Annotated in this window: 20 protein-coding genes and 1 pseudogene; 13 read left to right on the top strand and 8 right to left on the bottom strand. The window is 59.3% G+C overall.

What is annotated here, in order from left to right:
* Window positions 1-317: 317 nt before the first annotated feature.
* From ACP7E3_RS21100 to ACP7E3_RS21090, 3 genes are all read right to left on the bottom strand, one after another.
* Complete coding sequence (locus ACP7E3_RS21100) at window positions 318-1,169, bottom strand: MipA/OmpV family protein (RefSeq protein WP_426124254.1); 852 nt, start codon at window positions 1,167-1,169, stop codon at window positions 318-320.
* Between the two features lie 147 nt (window positions 1,170-1,316).
* Entirely contained in the window at window positions 1,317-2,492 is a 1,176-nt protein-coding gene (locus tag ACP7E3_RS21095; RefSeq protein ID WP_046381910.1) for a sensor histidine kinase, read from the bottom strand.
* Window positions 2,489-3,187, bottom strand: a complete 699-nt coding sequence (locus ACP7E3_RS21090) for a response regulator (protein WP_046381909.1) — start codon at window positions 3,185-3,187, stop codon at window positions 2,489-2,491. The genes ACP7E3_RS21095 and ACP7E3_RS21090 overlap by 4 nt, the downstream gene beginning before the upstream one ends.
* Window positions 3,188-3,407: 220 nt before the next feature.
* Here ACP7E3_RS21090 and ACP7E3_RS21085 point away from each other — a divergent pair, with 220 nt between their 5' ends.
* The 4 genes from ACP7E3_RS21085 (at window position 3,408) to ycaC (ending at window position 7,892) form a co-directional block, all read left to right on the top strand.
* A complete protein-coding gene (locus ACP7E3_RS21085; protein WP_200806983.1) occupies window positions 3,408-4,655 on the top strand; it encodes an aminotransferase class I/II-fold pyridoxal phosphate-dependent enzyme in 1,248 nt (415 codons plus the stop codon).
* Between the two features lie 15 nt (window positions 4,656-4,670).
* Entirely contained in the window at window positions 4,671-5,795 is a 1,125-nt protein-coding gene (locus ACP7E3_RS21080; RefSeq protein WP_057005490.1) for a GNAT family N-acetyltransferase, read from the top strand.
* On the top strand, window positions 5,792-7,012 hold the full coding sequence (locus ACP7E3_RS21075) for an MFS transporter (RefSeq protein ID WP_261754726.1): 1,221 nt from the start codon (window positions 5,792-5,794) through the stop codon (window positions 7,010-7,012). Before ACP7E3_RS21080 ends, ACP7E3_RS21075 begins: the two co-directional genes overlap by 4 nt.
* Window positions 7,013-7,259: 247 nt before the next feature.
* Entirely contained in the window at window positions 7,260-7,892 is a 633-nt protein-coding gene (gene ycaC / locus ACP7E3_RS21070; protein WP_046381905.1) for an isochorismate family cysteine hydrolase YcaC, read from the top strand.
* A gap of 88 nt (window positions 7,893-7,980) precedes the next feature.
* Here ycaC and ACP7E3_RS21065 read toward each other — a convergent pair whose 3' ends face one another.
* The 5 genes from ACP7E3_RS21065 to ACP7E3_RS21045 form a co-directional block, all read right to left on the bottom strand.
* Window positions 7,981-8,700, bottom strand: a complete 720-nt coding sequence (locus ACP7E3_RS21065) for a hypothetical protein (RefSeq protein WP_426124250.1) — start codon at window positions 8,698-8,700, stop codon at window positions 7,981-7,983.
* A gap of 69 nt (window positions 8,701-8,769) precedes the next feature.
* A complete protein-coding gene (locus tag ACP7E3_RS21060) occupies window positions 8,770-8,997 on the bottom strand; it encodes a GTPase (RefSeq protein WP_057005488.1) in 228 nt (75 codons plus the stop codon).
* Window positions 8,998-9,038: 41 nt separating this feature from the next.
* Window positions 9,039-10,166 (bottom strand): GTPase, encoded by a 1,128-nt coding sequence (locus ACP7E3_RS21055; RefSeq protein ID WP_057005487.1) that lies wholly within the window; start codon window positions 10,164-10,166, stop codon window positions 9,039-9,041.
* A 94-nt stretch (window positions 10,167-10,260) separates the two neighbouring features.
* Complete coding sequence (locus ACP7E3_RS21050) at window positions 10,261-11,391, bottom strand: YcjF family protein (RefSeq protein ID WP_046381901.1); 1,131 nt, start codon at window positions 11,389-11,391, stop codon at window positions 10,261-10,263.
* Window positions 11,392-11,598: 207 nt separating this feature from the next.
* Entirely contained in the window at window positions 11,599-11,859 is a 261-nt protein-coding gene (locus ACP7E3_RS21045) for a hypothetical protein (protein WP_046381900.1), read from the bottom strand.
* A 119-nt stretch (window positions 11,860-11,978) separates the two neighbouring features.
* On the opposite strand from ACP7E3_RS21045, the pseudogene ACP7E3_RS21040 reads away from it, so the two are divergent.
* From ACP7E3_RS21040 to ACP7E3_RS21000, 9 genes and pseudogenes are all read left to right on the top strand, one after another.
* Window positions 11,979-12,245: pseudogene (locus tag ACP7E3_RS21040) on the top strand (WYL domain-containing protein); the annotation flags it as partial.
* A gap of 123 nt (window positions 12,246-12,368) precedes the next feature.
* A complete protein-coding gene (locus ACP7E3_RS21035) occupies window positions 12,369-13,013 on the top strand; it encodes an NAD(P)H-dependent oxidoreductase (RefSeq protein WP_128191669.1) in 645 nt (214 codons plus the stop codon).
* On the top strand, window positions 12,952-13,323 hold the full coding sequence (locus ACP7E3_RS21030; RefSeq protein WP_057005484.1) for a MerR family transcriptional regulator: 372 nt from the start codon (window positions 12,952-12,954) through the stop codon (window positions 13,321-13,323). The genes ACP7E3_RS21035 and ACP7E3_RS21030 overlap by 62 nt, the downstream gene beginning before the upstream one ends.
* A gap of 120 nt (window positions 13,324-13,443) precedes the next feature.
* Window positions 13,444-14,412 carry an ornithine cyclodeaminase gene (locus ACP7E3_RS21025; protein ID WP_426124246.1) on the top strand — a complete coding sequence of 323 codons (969 nt, stop codon included), beginning with the start codon at window positions 13,444-13,446 and terminating at the stop codon, window positions 14,410-14,412.
* A 58-nt stretch (window positions 14,413-14,470) separates the two neighbouring features.
* Window positions 14,471-15,082 (top strand): helix-turn-helix transcriptional regulator, encoded by a 612-nt coding sequence (locus ACP7E3_RS21020; protein WP_126589118.1) that lies wholly within the window; start codon window positions 14,471-14,473, stop codon window positions 15,080-15,082.
* A 99-nt stretch (window positions 15,083-15,181) separates the two neighbouring features.
* Window positions 15,182-15,424 carry an exodeoxyribonuclease VII small subunit gene (locus ACP7E3_RS21015; RefSeq protein ID WP_003176346.1) on the top strand — a complete coding sequence of 81 codons (243 nt, stop codon included), beginning with the start codon at window positions 15,182-15,184 and terminating at the stop codon, window positions 15,422-15,424.
* A complete protein-coding gene (gene ispA / locus ACP7E3_RS21010) occupies window positions 15,421-16,308 on the top strand; it encodes a (2E,6E)-farnesyl diphosphate synthase (protein WP_169881747.1) in 888 nt (295 codons plus the stop codon). The genes ACP7E3_RS21015 and ispA overlap by 4 nt, the downstream gene beginning before the upstream one ends.
* A 110-nt stretch (window positions 16,309-16,418) precedes the next feature.
* On the top strand, window positions 16,419-18,317 hold the full coding sequence (gene dxs, locus ACP7E3_RS21005; RefSeq protein WP_046381896.1) for a 1-deoxy-D-xylulose-5-phosphate synthase: 1,899 nt from the start codon (window positions 16,419-16,421) through the stop codon (window positions 18,315-18,317).
* 133 nt (window positions 18,318-18,450) lie between these two features.
* Complete coding sequence (locus tag ACP7E3_RS21000; protein WP_426124243.1) at window positions 18,451-20,343, top strand: TonB-dependent receptor domain-containing protein; 1,893 nt, start codon at window positions 18,451-18,453, stop codon at window positions 20,341-20,343.
* Window position 20,344 lies beyond the last annotated feature (1 nt).

The following is a 20,344-nucleotide window of genomic DNA, read 5'->3' as shown; positions in this document are numbered from 1 at the left end:
GGCATGGAAGGAAGTGTGCTCTTCACGCGTCAATCGTCTTTCAAGGTTTAATCAAGATTTCATCAAGTGCGGCCAAATACCGGTCTGCGGAACAGACGCCCACGGCGCAACCTTGCCTTGAGCGTCTGAGATTATTTTGGAGGCTGTAGCGGTGTCGTCAGCACTGAAATGGGCGGCTCGCTCATGAGCAGCCAAGCGCCCGCCACCAATAACAAGACTGCCGCCACGGTGCAGGCCAACCAAATCAGTTTCCGGCACCCTGGCCTCCGCGCCGGGATGAGCTGTCTACGTAAGCGCACGGTGGATGTCTATTCGCCTCAGAATGAATAGTGCAATGAGGCAAAACTGGTGACGCCGGTTTTTTCTTCCACCACAGGACTTTTGTTCGCCTCTTCGCGGAACTCCATGACATTCAACCCGACCAACATCGCCCAATGCTGATTGAATTTATGTTGCCAGTCCGCTGACAACGAGTAGGCATAGACGCCGGAGTCGGCATCGAAACGAGAGAACCGGGAAGCCTGGGCCTGGGCATCGCTCACCCCGAAGTAGGTGCGGTTGTAGCGCTTATCCCCGGCATGCACGTTCATGCCAAGGGTAATCACATCACCTGCCGTTTTCAGTACGGTGCTTTCCAGGCCCAACCGGTAACGATTACCACGCTTATAACCAGCAACGCGCAGCTCTGCTTCACCCTTGATCGACAGCCAGGAGGTCAGATCCTGTGCCAGCTGAAACGTGGCAGTGGTCGCGCCTGTGACTTCACCCATCCCCTGGAGTCGCTTGGAGCCCGGGCGCCAAACGCTGTCTTCATCAGTACGGCCAAAGTCGTAGCCGATTGCCACGCTGGAGTAAAACCCGCTCTGAGTCAGGTATTCCGCACCAAGGCCGCGCATGGAATCGGCAAAGAAAATGCCGCGATAAATACTCAGTGTCGGCACCAGCATGGCTCGCGATTGTTTTGCGCCCAGATAGCGAGGGGTATAGGCGGCACCCAGTCCCACCGTGACCTCGGTTTTTTCGCCAAACAAGCGGGTGGATACGTCAGAGACTTGCTGCTGGGCCTGGCTTTTCAGCGGAATCAGCAAGCAGAGGCTGCCGGTAATGAAAACCGAGACAGCGCTGGTCATGTGTCGCTTGTGTTTGTATCGAGAAACGGGCTTGCTCATGGCGGTTCATCCTTTGAGGTTCAGTACCCCGGTAGTGAGCCGCCTTCGATTCAAGGTCGCGCCAAGAAACGGTGAAGACTTCGTCAAGGACAACGGACCAGGTTTTGCCTGCGCCCGCTTTCAGGCTGGCGCAGCCTTCGCCTTGAGTCAGCCTGGCAACTCGATATGGATGCGACCGCCGCCCTCGGCACGATTATGGACACTCAACTTGCCACTATGGGCTTGGCAGATAGCGACTGCCACCGACAGCCCCAGCCCGCTGCCGCCTGCATGGCGAGAGCGCGAATGTTCGGCACGCCAGAAACGGTCGCACGAGCGCTCGATATGCTCCGGTGCGAAGCCCGGGCCAGCATCCTCGACGTCGAGCAGCACCCGGTCTTGCCGCTTGCTGGCCCGCAGCGCCAGATACCCCCCGGATGCTGCGTAGCACAGGGCATTGTCGAGCAGGATCGACAGTACCTGGCCTAAGCGGTCGCGATCGGCGATCAACATCAAACCGTCCGGACAGTCGAGGACGATGTTCACCGGTTGCTGTTGCAAGCGTGGTGCCGCCCAAGCCACTCGCTCTTCCATCAGGGACTTGAGTGCAAAGCTTGAGGGCATCAGCTGCAACTGGTCGGCTGTGGCCAGCGACAATAAGTACAGATCATCAATGAGCCGATTGAGCTGATCAAGCTGTCGCATGATCATGACCAACTGTTGCGGCGAGGCCTCGAATACGCCATCGATCAGACCCTGTAGCCGCCCCTTGGCAGCGGTGAGGGGCGTGCGCAGCTCGTGGGCGATGGCGGCGCTGGATGCCTGTAATTCCCGCTCCTGCCGCTCCAGGCGCTCAGCCATGTGGTTGAAATCGGCCATCAAGCTATACAGCGCTGCGGGGGCATCGCGCACGTTGCCTGCTCGTGACCGGAAGTCTCCGCCAGCGATGTGCATTGCCGAGATCGCAACGGCGCTGAGTTGGCGCGACAGGCGCAACGAGACCCAGATGCCGCCGCCGATAATCAGGGGGAGCGCAATCAGCGCCAGCCCGCTGAACCACAGCAGATCCGCCCGGAGGACCTCTGGCGTGAAGTAATCGCCATAGAGGTATTGCCCATAGATTTCACGCAGGCGCTCGGCATTGGCGGCATGGTCGACTTCCAGGACCTTGAGTTCCTGGCGCACGGCCTCGGGCAGTGCGTTTCGCAGTTTGGTTTCCCACGAGAAGAAGCGTAACCACATGCCAGCCCCCACCACCAGCATGGCCGCCAGTGCCAGGCCGATCATGCGCAGGCTGATCCAGTACCAGAGTTGGCGGGAGAGTCCGTTCTTTGCCGTGCTCATGCCGGATTGCTGAAGCGATACCCCAGCCCCCGCACCGTCAGAACGACATCGTGAATGCCTACTCGCTCCAGCTTGCGTCGCAGGTTGTACAGGTGGGCATCGACCACTCGCTCCATCGCATCACTTTCGGGCAGGCAGTTGGCGAGCAGCTCGGCACGTGTGTACATGCGCGATGGCGCGGCCATCATCATGGACAGTAGATTGAACTCGGTGCGCGTCAACTCCAGGGGTTGATTGGTGCCATTGATTTCAATGGTCGCCAGTGCCGCATTCAAATCAATGACCAAGTGATTATGCCGTAGCAAGGTCGACTGACCCTGGCCACCCCCACGCCAACGCCGCAGCACCGCATGCACGCGAGCAACCACTTCCCCTGGGTTGTAGGGTTTGACCACATAGTCATCAGCACCGTACAGCAGGGAGTTGATGCGGCTGGGTTCGTGCCCAACAGCGGTCACCATAATGACTGGGGTCGCTGAGTGTTGGCGAATGGCAGTCAAAACCTCGTTGCCGCTGAGTCCCGGCAACATGATGTCCAGCAGCACCAGATCCGGCCGCCAACGCGCGTGGTAGTCCAAGGCTTTATGGCCATCTGCTGCATGTCGCGTCTGGAATCCATCCCGGCCAAGATAGGCCTCCAGTACTTCAGCCCCATCGAAATCATCCTCGACGATCAGTACTCGTCCTAAACTCACAGGTCACTCCTTCATGCGATCTTGATGGCTTGTTGATCGTTACTTGATATTTCGGTGCAACGATAATTGCGCTTCTGAATGCGGCCGTAAATCGTTGAGACGACTAAACGCTACCACTTGAAACAAAATCGACAAGCTTATTTTTTGCAATTTGTCAAGTTCTATCAAGTGTTGGCAATCAGGATGAATGGAGGAGGGACATATGGAAATATCACCAAATGTGGATCGCTGGGGTTTTCAGCGCTTCGTTGAGTCGTCGGTGTCAGAAGGGTTCCTGCGCGAGCCGGTCCTGATGGAAGGAATGTCTGGTTCGCGCATCACGCGCAATGGCCTGCCGTATGTGAATTTTTCGGGGATCAACTACCTCGGCTGGCAACAGGACCCGCAAGTGCTCGATGCGTTCTGTGAGTCGGTCAAACGCTATGGGCTTTCCACCGGTGGGTCGCGGGCGACGCAGGGTGTCTGCGAGCCACATTTCCGATTGGAAACGTTGCTCAGCGAGCATCATGGCAAAGACAAAACACTCACGTTTGCCTCAGGCATGCTGGCCAACCTTGGCTTCATCAATGCCATGACAGCGAAGTTCAATTTCTCCCCCAGCAGCGGCATTGACAACCGCGATGCCGTGCTGATCTTTGACCGTGATTGCCACTGGAGTCTCTGGAAAGCCGCCGCGCACCTTAAGTACGGCGAATCGCTGCTGTCGTTCAAGCATAACGATGTGGCCGACCTTGAGCGTGTTCTGCAAAATATCGGAGATCGAAAGGCCATTGTGGTTTTCGAAAGTGTCTACTCCTCCGACGGAAGCGTGGCGCCTATCGGTACGATCCTGGATCTGTGTGAACGATTCAATGCCCTGAGCTATATCGACGACGCCAATGGCTTCATGGTGTATGGCGAGCCGCAGCGCAATTTCTACGAAGAGTTCCAGCACCTTCGCCGCGCCGATTTCATCATGATCTCATTATCGAAATCAGTTGGCCTGGAAGGCGGTGCGATCAGCGCCAACGCGGAGTACATCGACGCCTTTGAAGTACTGAGTGGAACGTCGATCTTCACAGCCGCCATTCAACCGCCAACGGCAGACGCAGCGGCATCCATCATCGAGCGCCTCAAGCGCGACCCTTCCATCATGGATGACTTCCTGCGCAGAAGCCTGGCGTTTCGCCTGCGATTGCTTGACGGTGGCCTGCAGCTCAATAGCACACCGTCTTACATCACCTCCGTGTTGATCGGCAAGGACAGCAAGGCCGAGCAAGTTCGGGAGCAGTTGGAGCAACAAGGCTTCTGCGTACCGATCTTCCGCTATCCGGCGGTCAAGCCCAATCAGGCACTGATACGGCTGATCCTGCACCGGCACCACACCGACGCGGAAATCGAGAGGTTTGCCCAAAGCCTGGAAAATCTGCTCGGTTGCGATGATTCATCCAGTCGATTGGGCGAGAGCCTGCTAGCGGCAGCGAACTAGGTCAGGAAGTCGCATATGACACGCATGGAACAGGTGGTGCGGGTCGGCTTGCCGGCCAGCACAAATGACACCACTTGGGCGGCGGAACATATTGAAATCAAGGACTCGATTGCGACGATTGACCGAACGTCCTGGAATCAACTGTGCAAGCCTCATCAGTTTTGCAGCCATGAGTATATGGCTGCCCTGGAGGCCAGCGGCCTGGAATGCCAGTACCTTTATGCGCTGGCCATTTCAAACGGTGAACTGGTCGGCGCTGCTGTAGCCACCCTATGGCGGATTCATCTGCCATATGGGATGTCATTGCGCGTCACAACCCTGGGAACGCCGGTCAATACGGGGTTGCCGCTGATGTTAGCGGTGACTGCGAATTCCATAAGCCTGCGATATGGTCTGGTGGCTGCGCTGGAGCGGGCGTCAATCAAGCGCGGCGTCCGACTGTTCGTCGGGCGGGATTTTCCGACATCCGATTACCTCCACAAGCAGGCGCTCGACAAGCTCTACAGCTGCGCGCATTTGGAGCTGCCCTGGACAGACTTTGAGCAGTATCTGGAGCAGCACCCCAAGCGCAAAAGCATACGCCGTGATCTGCGGTCGCTTGAAAAGGCAGGCTACTGTCTCGACATTCGCGAGGGTCAGGCACTGTCGACTGATGAAGCGCAGCGCTTGCACGCCTTATGGTTACAGCTGTATCGCAAACATCACTCGCCTGACCAGATCATGGTCACCGAAGATTTCTTTCTGCAAATGAGCCAGCTCGACCATGCGGTGTGGTTGCTGCTGCGCAAGGAAGGACGCATTGATGCGTTCGACCTCTGTTTTGTTCTGGGCGACCATCTGGAATCCACCTATTGCGGCGTGGATCTGGAGGCAACGAGTCGCCTGTCCATCCACCGCGCAATGGGCTACCACATCGTTCGCCACGCCATCGGCAAAGGACTGCGCAGCATTAACTTTGGTATTTCCAACGAGCAAGGCAAAGTCGAAATGGGCTGTCGCCTGCAAGCCTGTTACGCCTGGATGCAAGCCAATCCCAAGTGGCTCGGACGACTGCTTCGCATGATCCTGCATCGATTTGTGCTCAAGCACGACCAGGACAAGCTCGCGCAGGAAAACCTGACTGTGGAAGACCAGCGGTGAAGCGGCTGCTACACAAACATGGCGCCGGTCTTTTGCTCTTGACCGGTCTGCAATGGGTGATTTCGGTGGCGGATTGGATGCTGATCGTACTGCTGCAGATCGTGGTATTCGATCTGACCCAGTCAGCGTTCAACATCATGTTGCTGGTCATTTGCGAGTTGATCCCGATGCTGCTGTTCGGCGCATGGGCCGGTGCAGTGGCCGATCGCACCGATCTCAAACGGGTACTGGTCTGGGCCTGTGTGGCGCGTCTGTTCATCATCCTGGCACTCTTGCTGCCGGCGATGCGTGGGCAGCTTATCCCGATCCTTGCCATTGCTGCCCTGGCGGCGACATGCAACCGGTTCTTCGTGCCGGGTGCCAGTGCCTTGTTACCCAGCCTGGTTTCGGCAGATAGGCTACCCGCTGCCAACGCCATCATCATGGCCGCGCGCATGTCAGGGATGGCCATCGGTACGCTGTTGGCTGGCGTGCTGGCCAGCCACTACGGGCATGTGGTGGCGGTTGTGGTAATTGGCGTGCTGCTGCTCATCGCCAGTGTCTTGTGTGTGTTGTTGCCCTCGTCCCATGTCAAGCGGGAGCAGGCCGATGAAGTAGGTATCTGGCGCGATTTGCGCACGGCGGTTTCACGCTATGGAGCCAGCCTGATACTGCCCATGACGGCCAGTATGCTGGTGATGCTGGCCCTTGGCAGTTTTGAGATTCTTGCGCTTGTCTATGTGGTCCAGGTGCTGGAGCGTCCACCGGCCGATGTCGGGTTGCTGTTCGGCGCCTATGGTGTCGGCATGCTGGCTGGACTTGCTTTGTCGTCATGGTCCCGTGTCGGGCAGCAATATGGCGCATGGATGTTGATCAGTCTGACCCTGATATGTGCCTCTATCTGGGTTGTATCGAAAGTCGACAGCCTCGGTTTGGCATTGCCGTTGGTGGCTGTGACGGGGCTGGCGGAGGGGCTGGTCATTACCCTGAGCCTGTTGCGCATCTATCAGCAGGTTGCTGGGGATTTCTATGCCCGTGTGATTGCATTGCTGGATACCGGCACAGGCGCGGCCTTTCTTGTTTCGGTCATGCTGACAGGCGTCGTGGCCGATAAGGTACCGGCAAACATCTTGCTGCAAGGGCTCGCCATGACGCTCACCGGCTTGCTGCTGTTGGGGGTCATTGTGATGAAGGTGAGTACAGCCTGGCTTCACCTGAAAAAGGTGGAGCTCGAATAGAACACCGTTAATCACGCAGAGCACTGACGCCCGCTCTTTTGAAGAACACCCTCATACCGCTCCTGGAGTTCTCTAGGAAACATCCCGCAAGTGAAAAGGACCGATACTGCGGGTAGCTCAACCAATTGTCCCTTTTAAGTTGACAGTAAGACGCCTCCCAGCCGATTTATCCCCCACGTCCCACCCATTAATCTGTGCCCATGTTGAACGCAACGCCCAACCCACTTAAACAAAAAAGGATTCAACCATGAGCACGCCAACCTACAACCGCTTGAACAAAGACGACGCCGTAGTCCTGCTGGTCGACCACCAGACCGGTCTGATCTCCCTGGTGCAGGACTTCTCGCCCAACGAGTTCAAGAACAACGTGCTGGCCCTGGCGGACCTGGCCAAGTTCTTCAACCTGCCGACGATCCTCACCACCAGCTTCGAGCAAGGCCCTAACGGCCCGCTGGTGCCGGAGTTGAAGGAGATGTTCCCGGACGCGCCGTACATCGCTCGCCCTGGCCAGATCAATGCGTGGGACAACGAAGACTTCGTCAAGGCGATCAAGGCTACCGGGCGTAAGCAGATCATCATTGCCGGTGTGGTGACGGATGTGTGCGTGGCGTTCCCGACGTTGTCGGCGCTGGCGGAGGGGTTTGATGTATTTGTGGTGACGGATGCGTCGGGCACCTTCAATACCACGGTGCAGCAGGCGGCGTGGAGCCGGATGACGCAGGCCGGTGCGCAGATGATGAACTGGTTTTCGGTGGCGTGTGAGCTGCATCGCGACTGGCGCAACGATATCGAAGGCCTGGGCAATCTGTTGTCCCAGCGTATTCCGAACTATCGCAACTTGATGAATGGTTATGCGGCGCTGACGGCGCAGCAGAAGTAAGAAAACTGCCGTCAACGATAAGCCTGCTTGAAAAAGCAGGCTTGCTTCGTTAGGTGCTGCGATGGACGGTGCGGCGCCCGCACTTTACTCAGTAGAAATAGTTGGACTCGGCTTTTTTATCGAGCCCCACCAAAACACTCTGAGCAATTCGGCAGGCCGTCGGCGCGGCGTTGGGGCCCCAGTGCTGGCAGTAGTAACGACCTTCGTTCACCGATTTACCCTCCTCGGTGAAGACTTCGATCACTGCATTCCAAAGTGACACCCGTGGGGCGTCACTGGTGGGGTCGAGGCACAGCAGGTGGGTGATTTGTAATTCATCGTCATCGTTTGCCTGGTAACCCTGATAGCCGATAACCAGCAGCCAATGCGCCGCCAGGCCGTCGTCCCAATCGACACAGACGATCGGGATTTTGCGGTTGTCGACGGCGTCGGCAATATTGCGGATGGTCGTCTGTCGTCGCGGCGCTGCATCCAGCACTTCGGTCACAACCCCGGCGTGCTTGAACACATCAACCAGCCAGCTCACATCGAAATCGTCGGCGCCTTCCGACACCAGGGCGCCGAAGGCCAGTAGGCTTTCGCGAAAGCGACCCAGTCGGGTTCGGCCATCGTAACTGTCGAGTGATTGAGCCTGCTCGCGGGACATAACGCCCAATGCGATCAAGGTCATCGCCACGCAGTAAGGTCCACAGGCACCATCCATTTCGCCTTGGCGTAAATGAACATAGTCATGTGCGCGGGGGTGAGCACAGGTCACCGGGCCGTTGGGGGATACCGACAACCAAGGGCTTACAAACATTCGATTCATGCCGCGTCATTCCTTTGCAAAAAAAAAGCAGCCGCCCAGCATGAGCGGCGTCACGATAAGAGGACAGGTTCAACTCAGGCGTTCAGGCTCGAAGTAGCTCAATACGGTGGTTTCCCGAGCATCCGACACGGCGAACTGCTCGCGCTCCACGAGGGCGTTGAGCAAGGAGCTCTTGCCATGGTTGTATTTGCCGATCACCGAAACCACCGGCAGCCGTGCGTCAGCCAACAAGTACTGCAAGCGGCTTATCTCGGCCGCGTGGTCTGGCAGCACCGCATAAATCGAATCGAAGCCCATGGTTAATGCTCTTCCTTAAATAGCGCTGATGCAGCCCGTGCTTAGAAAATGCCGAACAGTTTGGGCCTGATGAAGACGCGTCCCGTTAGATGACTGGCGAAGAAGTTGTCGTCCTCGGCATATTTGACGAAGAGCCTGTCGAGTTCTGCGTGGACACGGCCAAAACCGTCATCCAGCCATTCAATCATGGTCGATTTCAACGTCAGGATGATTTTTGCCGCCTCATAGAGCGCGCCCACCTTGCGCAGGAGGCTATCGGACTCGAACCCGTCTTCGATCTCTTTGAAGCGGCCCTCCATCTCTCGCTGGAAGTCGTCAAACACACGGGTCACTGCGTTTTCCAGCTCATCGCTGGTCTCCCAGTCCCCCATGAAACCAAAGGATGAGAGGTAGTCATCGAAGCCTTTCAGATCGGAAAACACCTCATCAAAATCGGGCAACTCGATTTCCGTATCCAGATCGAGGTCCGCGATTCTAAAGATGCTGAGGTCTGCCTTTTCGATCTTGGCAACGACCGTATCGCGCATTTGGCGAAGCACACCTTTGAAGTTCAAGCAGCTCATCGCAGCCAGACGCTTGCTGAGAAAGGCATGCGACTGTTCCAGGTAGAGCGAAAGCACTTCATCGCGACCAAAGGCTTGCGTCGACTGACCACCACGCCTACGTACCGATACCGAACACAGCGGCGTCACCGATACACCCGGGCATAGTTGGTGAATTTCTCGCTGGAGGGCCTCGACCTTATCGCCCGCAACGTCGGCATTGGTCAGGATGACTTGCAGGGGAATCCTGGCATCCAGTCCGAGCCGTTTGATCAGATTCACATCCACCGGTTCCAGCCGTGCGGAGCTGGCGTTGATCACATAGAAGGCACCATGAATCCAGGTTTCCGGTTCCATCGGGCGCGCACGATGTTGCTGCATGAAACGGTCGAACTGTTGGAGCCATCGCTCATAGTTGTCAGCTTCCAGGCCAACGCTGTCGAACACATTCAACAGGTGCCCCTGGTGCTCGAAGGTGTGCGACTGAAAATTTTTCTCCCAGGAGGTGACGGGCTTGCCACTTCCCGTCTCAAACAAACCCACCTGGTCAAAAAGATAGTTGCAGAAGCTGCTTTTGCCGACGCCGCTTTTACCCAGCACGATGATGTTGATCGCGAACTGATCCATGTCTCTCTAAACCCTGAACCGCTGAAGGGGGATGAAGGCCTGCCTAGAAACAGATCTGTCTCTCGCCACGGCCTTCAGAGTGCGCCAAGTGGCTTCAAGCTTTTTGATTGCCCCATTTTCCCAGCGCAATCTTGAACGCCTGCATGAACTGCTCGTTAGAAAAGAGGCGAGCCCAGTCCGGTGACTTGCCTGTCTTCAGGTAGCCGTCCACGGCGCGTTCATAGACCTCGACCAGGGCCAAGCCCAGCGCTCCGGTGATCGCCCCGGCAACAGCGGCGTTAATGATCTGCCCAAGCACGGGGATCATCTTGGTCAGGCTGGCTGCCAACTGACGCCCCACCAGGCTGAGGATCTGGCCCTTGAGCAGGCTGACGGCCATTTCACCCATCGAGCCAAACCCGTAGAGCTTGGCCAGCGATGCCGCCATCGCCATCTGCTGAGGCACAATGAGTAACGCGTCCGACATCGGCACCGGGTTAAGTCCGGCGCTGGCGGCGGTGGTGCCGCTGTAGGTCATGATGATGGTCATCGCCTCGCTGCGTTTGGCTGGTAGCGACGCGATCTGGGCAGCCACGAAGGACTGGCGTAGCGCATCGTCCTTGAGTGATGCACTCGACCAGGCAATTAACTTTTCAAGGTCCAGTTTCAGCTCTGGATCGTGGCTGGGGTTATTTGCACAGGTCTCGAAAACCTCACAATGAATACCGTGCTCGCGCAGCACGTTGCGAAACGCCCGGGAAGTCTCACCGTTGCCCTCATCATCGACGGGTTCGGCATCGCACTGGGTGAGTACCACAGCCACCGGAATATCCAGTTCACCGGTAATCAATCGCAAGTTGTCCAGGTCAAAATCAGTAACCCGGTGGTTGGCTACGCTGAGGCAGTACCAAATGAGATGGATCTGTTCATCCAGCGCCTTGAACTTGCGCTGTTTGATCTCCGGGATGATTTTTTCCCGAAAGTTGCCTGTCGAGGGTTTGCCTTCTGTCACCTCATAACCTTCGGTATCAAAGATGACCAGAGGGATGTTGGCGTCTTCGTAGCGATGACAACCGCGAGTGACAGGCTGCCCGGTACCGACCTTGGCAATCGTTTTGCCGAAGATATGATTGATCAGGCTGCTCTTTCCAACACCGGTGCCGCCAACAATCATCAGGTTCGGGCGTTTGACCGACGCCATTTCCTTATCGAACTGCTCTTCCAGTTGAGCTTCCATACTTGCCATTGTTCTATTCTCCGTCGCTACGCGGCGCTCAAAAGAGGGCGCGCTAAAAAAAAGGTTATCGCCCCGGACCCAAAATCCTAAAGCCTCAATCGCACTTTGCCACCATCCCTGTCAAGCGCAGCGGTTGGGAGGATAGGCTCCAACGGGTATTGTTTTTGACGCTCCTGCTCTCGTCTGAAAAGTGATCAGCGAGACATCCTTCTCTACCTATTCCTCCTGCGCAGTCACCCCCCCTTGCAAAAGCCCGACTTTCCTCTGCAACTGCTTGATATGCGCCTTCTCAGCGCGCAGTGCAGAACGCAACTCCCGGTTCTCAGCCTCATAGATCCGCCCCCAGCGCGCGTTCCGGCGGCAGGTAAGCGCCATTTTCCAGAGCTCACGCAGCCTCAAGTATTGCAGCAGGAGCACCAGCAGGATGCTCCCCAACACTACCAATGCCCCTGTCGACACTGCTTCTGCCATAGTCATGCGTACTTCCTTGCGTGTACTCGATTTGTTTAAACGACAGCCACACGATATGTAGCAATAGACGACAGGTCTAGAATGTAGACTTATACAGGTAAAGTATTCGCACACGTCACGAGGGGATGGAACGCATGCATTCCATTGAACAGGTTTACTGGGACCTGGCACTTCGCCACTACTTGATCGAGATTGTCCTCCGGCAGGAGGGCCGGCAGACCACGGGGCACGTGATCCAGAGCGTTGGTAGCAAACGCCGGCAGGCCGCCAACGACATCAATATGCACATCACCGAACATGCGCCTCAAAACCTTACACATGACAAAAAAATAACCGGCTACGTGCCAAGCAAAACGTTCCAGCCGCTGTTCATCGGTGACGAATCTCAAGCACTTGAGACCGGGGTTTTATGAGTAACGGGGCAAAACGTGGGGCAAGCCGCATCGCGCTATTGCCCTTGACTCTCCCCTATACGGCAGCCCCTACCCTGCAACCCCGTTTCAGGACTCATCCCCATGGTTCAGCGCATTCTGGTCATCCTCGGCCATCCCTCCAGCACCAGTTTCTGTTCGGCACTGGCGGACACCTACATCCAATCGGCCAAAAACGCCGACCATGAAGTACGCGTCCTACGGCTGGGCACGCTGGCTTTCGACCCGGTGCTGCATCACGGTTACACCGACATTCAAGCCCTGGAAGCCGATTTGCTCGGTGCCCAGGCAGATATCCTGTGGGCCACCCATTTGGCGTTTGTCTTGCCGATTTGGTGGGGTGGTATTCCGGCGTTGATGAAGGGCTTTATCGATAGAGTTTTCCTACCCGGCTTCGCCTTCAAGTACCGTGCAGGCAAGGCATTTCCTGACAAGCTGCTGCATGGCCGAACCGCGCACTTGCTGGTGACGCTCGATACGCCGCCATGGTATTACCGCTGGTTCTACCGCATGCCGGGCATTCATCAGATGCGCAAGACGACGCTGGCGTTTTGCGGCATAACGGTGACCAAGACCTTGTTGCTCGGGCCGGTGCTGGGTTCCACGCCCGCGCAACGCGCTCGTTGGCTGACGCGGGCCGGCGGATTATTTGGAAAAGGGCGTTTTCATGTTCATCGGCAAAGCGGCGCAACTGTCGGGCACGACCATCAAGGCGATTCGTCACTATGAAGCGATCGGCCTGCTTCCCAGCCCGCAGAGAGCGGGGCGGTATCGGGTCTATTCGGCGCAGAGTGTCGAGCTGCTGATGTTGATCAAGTGTGCTCAGCAACTGGGTTTCAAGCTCAAGGAGTTACAGGCCATTTTGCACGGGCACCAGGGCGACGCGCTGCCCTGGGCGCGCGCGAGCCAGGCGATTGCCCGCAAGCAGGAGGAGCTGGCGCTGCAGATGGCGGCACTGCAGAAGATGCAGGCCGGGCTGGTCGAGTTTGACGCGATGCTTAAACACTCAAACCAGAATTGCACGATAAGTACAAATTAGACAATAAATACAAATCAGGTTAGTGTCGCGCTTTCGTCCCGTTGATATTCAGGAGCGCGCCATGACCACACTCTCGGACTTCAAGCTTAAAACCTGCGTTCCCCCGCAGGAGCGTGCGTGATGAGCGCGGTGCCACTGGCGGTTTACGAACTCAGTGCATTGCGCGCCGCGCTGTCGCGCCAAGACATGCTGCACGCGGTGGAACAGGCATTGATCAGTCACGCCGACGGCCGCATCGTGGCCCCGCCGCCGGGGGTGTTGTTGTTTGAAAACCCGCCGGGGGACTGTCATATCAAGTCCGGCTACGCGAAAGACAGTTCGGTGTTTGTGGTCAAGCTGGCCATGGGCTTTTATGAGAATCCTTCCCGCGGCCTGGAGACCAATAATGGCCTGGTGCTGGTGTTCGATTCTCACACCGGCAAGACCCGCGCCATCCTCAACGACGAAGGCTGGCTGACCAGTTGCCGCACTGCCGCCGCCGGTGCCTTGGCCGCACGGGCCGGGGCGCCCGCACGGGTGAGCGCGCTAGGCATTCTCGGCAGCGGGCATCAGGCGCAACTGCAGGCGCGCTGGGCCTGCGAACTGCTGGGAATCGAGCGTGTGGTGATCTGGGGACGCTCTCCCGAGCGGGCACAACACCTCGCCAACGCACTGCAGCAAGCTGGGTTGAAAGCCCAAGCAGCCGACAGCGTTGAGGCTGTTTTCGCACAGTGCAATCTGGTGATTACCTGCACGCCGTCGACCCAGGCAATCGTACCGGCCGACATGGTGCGTACAGGCACTCATATTGTCGCCCTGGGCGCAGACAGCCCAGGCAAACAGGAACTGGACCCGTTGCTGCTGCAGAGGGCACGGGTGCTCATGACCGATGACCGTGCCCAATGCCTGGACCATGGCGAAATGAGCCACGCAGTACGGGCCCATTTGATCAGCGACCAGGCCGACGTTTCCCTCGGCCATGTGCTGGCCGGTAAGGCACGCGGGCGTTTCCGCGACGATGACCTGACCATCGCTGACCTGACCGGCCTGGCCGCTCAGGACATCGCACTGGCGACCCTCGCGGTGCAGCGCATGCAGGCCGTGGACTGACAACTGTTCGGACGCCTGCGTACAATCACCGTTCCTTTTTCCAGTGCCCGGTTAACCCATGGTCGATATCGCATTCATCAAGGCAACCGCCGACGGCATCGCCGCCCTGCTCTATCCGGACCTGGAAGCCGTGGTACACGACCTGCACACCGGGCGTATTGCCCACATCGCCAATGGTTTTTCCCGACGTCAGGTCGGGGATGAATCGCTGATCACTGACCTGGCTGAGTTGGCTGCCGGACCCGACACCGTCGGGCCGTATGAAAAGACCGGGATCAACAGCCGTCAGTTGCGTTCGATCTCCCTCGTCGCCCGTGCCGCCAACGGTGAACCCTGCGCCTTGCTGTGCCTGAACTTCGATGTGACCGCCCTGGCCCAAGTGCAGAAACTGATCAGCGGCTTTGCCGTAGGCCAGCAGTCCCAGGGGCGCCCAGAATCGCTGTTCAGCGGCGATTGGCGGGAAAAACTCAATGAGATCATCGAAACCCTCGCCGCCGAAAATCATTTGAAACCCGCCGATTTCGGCCGTGGCGAAATCATCCAGGTGCTGGTGCAGGCGCGGGAGCACGGCCTGCTGGATGTGCGTAACTTTGTCGACTACGTCGGCGACTACTTCAAGATTTCCCGGGCCAGTGTGTATAACTATTTGCGCGCCGCGGCGGCGCAGTAACAGGCGACCGCGCAATCGGCTCAGTCGCCCCGTTCATTTGCCCCCATCCCCCATGTCTGCTAGTGTCGCGCCGGTTTACCGTCTACCGGAATAGCCGCCATGGCCCGCAAAAAAGTTGCACTCGATTTCGAACAATCCCTCGCCGACCTGCAAACCCTGGTCGAGCGTCTGGAGAACGGCGAGTTGTCGCTGGAAGACTCGCTGACGGCGTTTGAACAAGGCATCGGCCTGACCCGCGACTGCCAGAGCGCGTTGGCGCAGGCGGAGCAGAAGGTCCAGGTGTTGCTCGAACGCGACGGGGAGTTGGCCGAAGAACCTTTCGATGCGGAACAGCCCGAATGATCGACGCGTATCAGGCCAGTAGCCAAGCCCGGGTCAATGCGGCGCTGGAGCCCTTGTTTGTTGCGCCAAGCCCGGAAATGAAACGGCTCTACGAGGCCATGCGCTACAGCGTGATGAATGGCGGCAAGCGGGTGCGCCCGTTGCTGGCCTATGCGGCCTGCGAAGCCCTCGGCGCGCCTGCCGAACAGGCCAACGGCGCGGCCTGCGCGGTGGAGTTGATTCACGCCTATTCCCTGGTGCATGACGATTTGCCGGCGATGGACGACGATGACCTGCGTCGCGGCCAGCCGACCACCCATAAAGCCTTTGACGAAGCCTGCGCGATCCTCGCCGGCGATGGCCTGCAAAGCCTGGCGTTCAGCGCATTGCTCGACCCGAGTTTGAGCCGCGTGAATGCCGAGATCCGCTTGCGCATGGTCACCACCCTGGCGGTTGCCGCAGGCCCCGCCGGGATGGTCGGTGGCCAGGCCATCGATCTCGGCTCGGTGGGCCAGAAGCTCGATCAACAGGCCCTCGAACACATGCATCGGCACAAGACCGGCGCCCTGATCGAAGCCGCCGTCCACCTGGGCGCCCTGGCCAGTGGGCGTGCCGAAGCCGCGCAATTGGCGGCCTTGCAGGTTTACTCCGGGGCCATCGGCCTGGCGTTCCAGGTGCAGGACGACATTCTCGACGTAGAAAGTGACACCGCCACCCTGGGCAAACGCCAGGGCGCCGATATCGCACGGGACAAACCGACTTATCCTGCGCTGCTCGGGCTGGATGCCGCCAAGGCTTACGCCCTGGAACTGCGCGACCAGGCCCTGGTCGCCCTGCGACCTTTCGACGCAGCAGCCGAGCCCCTGCGAGACCTGGCGCGGTACATCGTCGAACGTCGTCACTGATAACCGCGGCCATTACAGCCACATATCGGTCAAGTTCGGTGCTCTGCGTGGGCAGTTTGCGATGCTTGAGGTAAACTGCCGCCTCTTCTATACCTATAACGATTCGCCTGATGCCCACGACGTTTCAAGAGATTCCCCGCAAACGCCCGTCCACGCCTCTGCTCGACCGTGCTGTCACGCCGGACGGCCTGCGTCGTCTGGGTGAAGCCGAGCTGGTAACCCTGGCCGATGAATTGCGCCTGGAATTGCTCTACACGGTCGGCCAGACCGGTGGGCATTTCGGTGCCGGCCTGGGCGTCATCGAGCTGACCATCGCGCTGCATTACGTGTTCGACACCCCGGACGACCGGCTGGTGTGGGACGTAGGCCATCAGGCGTATCCGCATAAAATCCTCACCGGCCGTCGCGAGCGCATGAGCACCCTGCGCCAGAAGGACGGCATCGCCGCCTTCCCGCGTCGCTCGGAGAGCGAGTACGACACCTTTGGCGTCGGCCACTCCAGCACCTCGATCAGTGCCGCGCTGGGCATGGCGATTGCCTCGCGTCTGCAAGGCAGCGATCGCAAGGCGATTGCGGTGATCGGTGACGGCGCGCTGACCGCCGGCATGGCCTTCGAGGCGCTGAACCATGCGCCGGAAGTGGACGCCAACATGCTGGTGATCCTCAACGACAACGACATGTCGATCTCGCGCAATGTCGGCGGTCTGTCCAACTACCTGGCGAAGATCCTTTCCAGCCGGACCTACGCCAGCATGCGCGAAGGCAGTAAGAAAGTGCTGTCGCGCTTGCCCGGCGCGTGGGAAATCGCCCGCCGCACCGAAGAATATGCCAAAGGCATGCTGGTGCCCGGCACGCTGTTCGAAGAGCTGGGCTGGAACTACATCGGCCCCATCGACGGCCACGACCTGCCGACCCTGATCGCCACGCTGCGCAACATGCGTGACCTCAAAGGCCCGCAGTTCCTGCACATCGTCACCAAGAAAGGCAAAGGCTTCGCCCCGGCGGAAGTCGACCCGATCGGTTACCACGCGATCACCAAGCTCGACCCCCTGGACGCCCCCGCCGCCGCGCCGAAAAAAGCCAGCGGGCCAAAGTACTCCGGTGTGTTCGGCGAATGGCTGTGCGACATGGCCGCCGCCGACCCGCGCCTGGTGGGGATTACCCCGGCGATGAAGGAAGGTTCCGACCTGGTGGCGTTCAGCGAGCGTTTCCCGCTGCGCTACTTCGACGTCGCCATCGCTGAGCAGCACGCGGTGACATTCGCCGCAGGCATGGCCTGCGAAGGCGCCAAGCCGGTGGTGGCGATCTATTCCACCTTCCTGCAGCGCGCTTATGACCAGTTGGTGCATGACGTCGCGGTGCAGCACCTCGACGTGCTGTTCGCCATCGACCGCGCCGGCCTGGTCGGCGAAGACGGCCCGACCCACGCCGGCAGCTTCGACCTGTCCTACCTGCGTTGCATCCCCGGCATGCTGGTGATGACGCCGAGCGACGAAAACGAACTGCGCAAGATGCTCAGCACCGGCCACCTCTACAACGGCCCGGCCGCCGTGCGCTACCCGCGCGGCACCGGCCCGAACGCAGTGATCGAAAAAGACCTGGCGCCGATCGAAATCGGCAAGGGCATTGTGCGACGCCAAGGCAGCAAGACCGCGTTCCTGGTGTTCGGCGTGCAACTGGCCGAAGCGCTGAAAGTCGCCGAGAAGATCGACGCCACCGTGGTCGACATGCGTTTCGTCAAACCGCTGGATGAAGCGCTGGTGCGCGAGATCGCCGCCGGCCACGAACTGCTGGTGACGGTCGAAGAAAACGCCATCATGGGCGGTGCCGGTGCGGCGGTCAGCGAGTTCCTGGCGCGCGAGAACATCCTCAAGTCGGTGCTGCACCTGGGCTTGCCGGATGTGTACGTCGAACACGCCAAGCCGGCGCAGATGCTCGCCGAGTGCGGGCTCGACGAGGCGGGTATCGAGGCGTCGGTCCGCGAACGCATGACACTCCTGGGTTTATAACCCCCCGAGACTTCTGTAGGAGCGAGCTTGCTCGCGAAAAACGTCAACGATGACGCGTGCACTCTGTATGCACGCGGCGTCCTCAGGTTTTTCGCGAGCAAGCTCGCTCCTACAAAAAGCTATGGACCGCTCTATGAATCACCTGCGCCTTGCCCTGCCCTTGCTGCTTCTGCCAGCCCACGACCTGCTCGCCGACACCCGCGACGCCGCGCTGAAACTCCCCGACGTGGTCATCAGCGCCAACCGCCAGGTCCAGGCGCGCAACGACAGTAGCGCCGCCAACACCGTCTTCACCCGCGACGACATCGACCGCCTGCAACCCACCAGCCTGACCGACCTGCTCAGCCGCGTGCCCGGCGTGCAAGTGGCGCCCACCGGCGGCCGTGGCAGTTTGCCGGGCATCTACCTGCGCGGCACCAAGTCCGCGCAAAGCCTGGTGCTGGTGGACGGCCAGCGCATCGCCAACGCCACCTCCGGCGACAGCGGCCTGCAATACCTGAATGTGGACCAGATCGAGCGCGTCGAAGTACTGCGCGGCTCGCGCTCGGTGATCTACGGCAGCGATGCGATTGGCGGGGTGATCCAGGTGTTTACCCGGCGCAACGCCGAACAGGGCCTGCAACCGCGCCTGCGGTTGGGCTTCGGCAGCCACCAGAGCTGGGAGCGTAGCCTCGGGCTGTCCGGCGGCGACGAACACACGCGCTTCAACCTGGGCGCGAGCCTGGATGAAAGCGCCGGCATCAACTCGACACACACCTCGTTTCCCAGCGATGGCGACCATGATGCCTACCGCAACCAGTCCGTCAGCCTGAACCTCAGCCACAGTTTCAGTGACGCGTTGGAAGCCGGTTTCAACCTGCTGGATAGCCGCGGCAAGTCGGAGTACGACAACAGCTTCGGCCGCTACGACGTCGCCACCGGCCAGAGCGTCGGCCAGAAACCCTACACCGACTACGCCGTGAGCAGCGCCAGCGGCTATGCCGACGCCCGCCTCAGCGAACGCTGGCAATCGCGCCTGGAACTGGGCCACAGCGAGAACCGCGACACCAAGCGCGATACGCTCAGCGATGACTTCAGCGTGTTCAACACCTACCGCGACTCGCTCAACTGGCAGAACGACCTGACGCTGAATGAGCGCAACAGCCTGATCCTCGGCGGCGACTGGTACGAAGACCGCTTCCACGGCTCCACCACGTTTACCGAAAACAGCCGCTGGAACCGCGCCGCCTTTGTCCAGCATCGTTTCCGCAGCGAGTGGTTTTCCACCGAACTGGGCCTGCGCCATGACCAGAACCAACAGTTTGGCAGCCAGAACAGCTGGAGCGGCACCCTCACCGTGCCGATCAACCCCGACAACGATGTGCTGCTCAGCTACAGCGAAGGCTTCCGCGCGCCGACCTTCAATGACCTCTATTACCCGGACACGCAGTACAGCAACCCGAATCTTCAGCCCGAGACGTCGAAGAGTTACGAACTGCAATGGCGCAGCCAGCTCGGCGACCACACGCGCCTGGAAACCTCGCTGTACCGCACCGACTTGAGCGACGCGATCATTCTCGACGGCGGCAAACCGCAGAACGTCGCAGCGGCGCGGATCAATGGTTTTGAAGCCGCGCTCAAGCACGAGCTGTTCGGCTGGCAGGGCAACCTGGGCGTTTCGCTGATCGACCCGCGCGACCGCGACAGCGGCCACACCCTCGCCCGCCGCGCGCGGCGCACCCTGAACCTGGACCTGGATCGGCAATTCGATCAACTCGGCGTCGGTGCGAGCTGGCAGGCGATCAGCAGCAGCTACGACGACGAAGCCAATCGCAATCGCCTGAGCGGTTATGCCTTGCTCGGGCTGCGCAGCAGTTGGGCGCTCAGCCGGGAAGTGGCGTTGTCGCTGAAAGTCGATAACGTGCTGGACAAGACTTACGCTCGGGCACGTTACAGCTATGACGATCCGGCGTTCCTGAACAATCAGGACTATCGGGAAGAAGGTCGGGTGTGGAGGGTTGGCGTGACCTGGACGCCGACGCTCTGAT

The organism is Pseudomonas sp. PSPC2-3, from assembly GCF_049898265.1.
GTDB lineage: Bacteria > Pseudomonadota > Gammaproteobacteria > Pseudomonadales > Pseudomonadaceae > Aquipseudomonas > Aquipseudomonas veronii.
This window is presented reverse-complemented; position numbering and strand designations above follow the sequence as displayed.

Bases quoted from the DNA above. Each gene is read 5' to 3' on its own strand.
- ACP7E3_RS21100 (WP_426124254.1), bottom strand. From the start codon at position 1,169: ATGAGCAAGCCCGTTTCTCGATACAAACACAAGCGACACATGACCAGC.
- ACP7E3_RS21095 (WP_046381910.1), bottom strand. From the start codon at position 2,492: ATGAGCACGGCAAAGAACGGACTCTCCCGCCAACTCTGGTACTGGATC.
- ACP7E3_RS21080 (WP_057005490.1), top strand. From the start codon at position 4,671: ATGACACGCATGGAACAGGTGGTGCGGGTCGGCTTGCCGGCCAGCACA.
- ycaC (WP_046381905.1), top strand. From the start codon at position 7,260: ATGAGCACGCCAACCTACAACCGCTTGAACAAAGACGACGCCGTAGTC.
- ACP7E3_RS21065 (WP_426124250.1), bottom strand. From the start codon at position 8,700: ATGAATCGAATGTTTGTAAGCCCTTGGTTGTCGGTATCCCCCAACGGC.
- ACP7E3_RS21060 (WP_057005488.1), bottom strand. From the start codon at position 8,997: ATGGGCTTCGATTCGATTTATGCGGTGCTGCCAGACCACGCGGCCGAG.
- ACP7E3_RS21055 (WP_057005487.1), bottom strand. From the start codon at position 10,166: ATGGATCAGTTCGCGATCAACATCATCGTGCTGGGTAAAAGCGGCGTC.
- ACP7E3_RS21050 (WP_046381901.1), bottom strand. From the start codon at position 11,391: ATGGCAAGTATGGAAGCTCAACTGGAAGAGCAGTTCGATAAGGAAATG.
- ACP7E3_RS21045 (WP_046381900.1), bottom strand. From the start codon at position 11,859: ATGACTATGGCAGAAGCAGTGTCGACAGGGGCATTGGTAGTGTTGGGG.
- ACP7E3_RS21035 (WP_128191669.1), top strand. From the start codon at position 12,369: ATGGTTCAGCGCATTCTGGTCATCCTCGGCCATCCCTCCAGCACCAGT.
- ACP7E3_RS21030 (WP_057005484.1), top strand. From the start codon at position 12,952: ATGTTCATCGGCAAAGCGGCGCAACTGTCGGGCACGACCATCAAGGCG.
- ACP7E3_RS21025 (WP_426124246.1), top strand. From the start codon at position 13,444: ATGAGCGCGGTGCCACTGGCGGTTTACGAACTCAGTGCATTGCGCGCC.
- ACP7E3_RS21020 (WP_126589118.1), top strand. From the start codon at position 14,471: ATGGTCGATATCGCATTCATCAAGGCAACCGCCGACGGCATCGCCGCC.
- ACP7E3_RS21015 (WP_003176346.1), top strand. From the start codon at position 15,182: ATGGCCCGCAAAAAAGTTGCACTCGATTTCGAACAATCCCTCGCCGAC.
- ispA (WP_169881747.1), top strand. From the start codon at position 15,421: ATGATCGACGCGTATCAGGCCAGTAGCCAAGCCCGGGTCAATGCGGCG.
- dxs (WP_046381896.1), top strand. From the start codon at position 16,419: ATGCCCACGACGTTTCAAGAGATTCCCCGCAAACGCCCGTCCACGCCT.
- ACP7E3_RS21000 (WP_426124243.1), top strand. From the start codon at position 18,451: ATGAATCACCTGCGCCTTGCCCTGCCCTTGCTGCTTCTGCCAGCCCAC.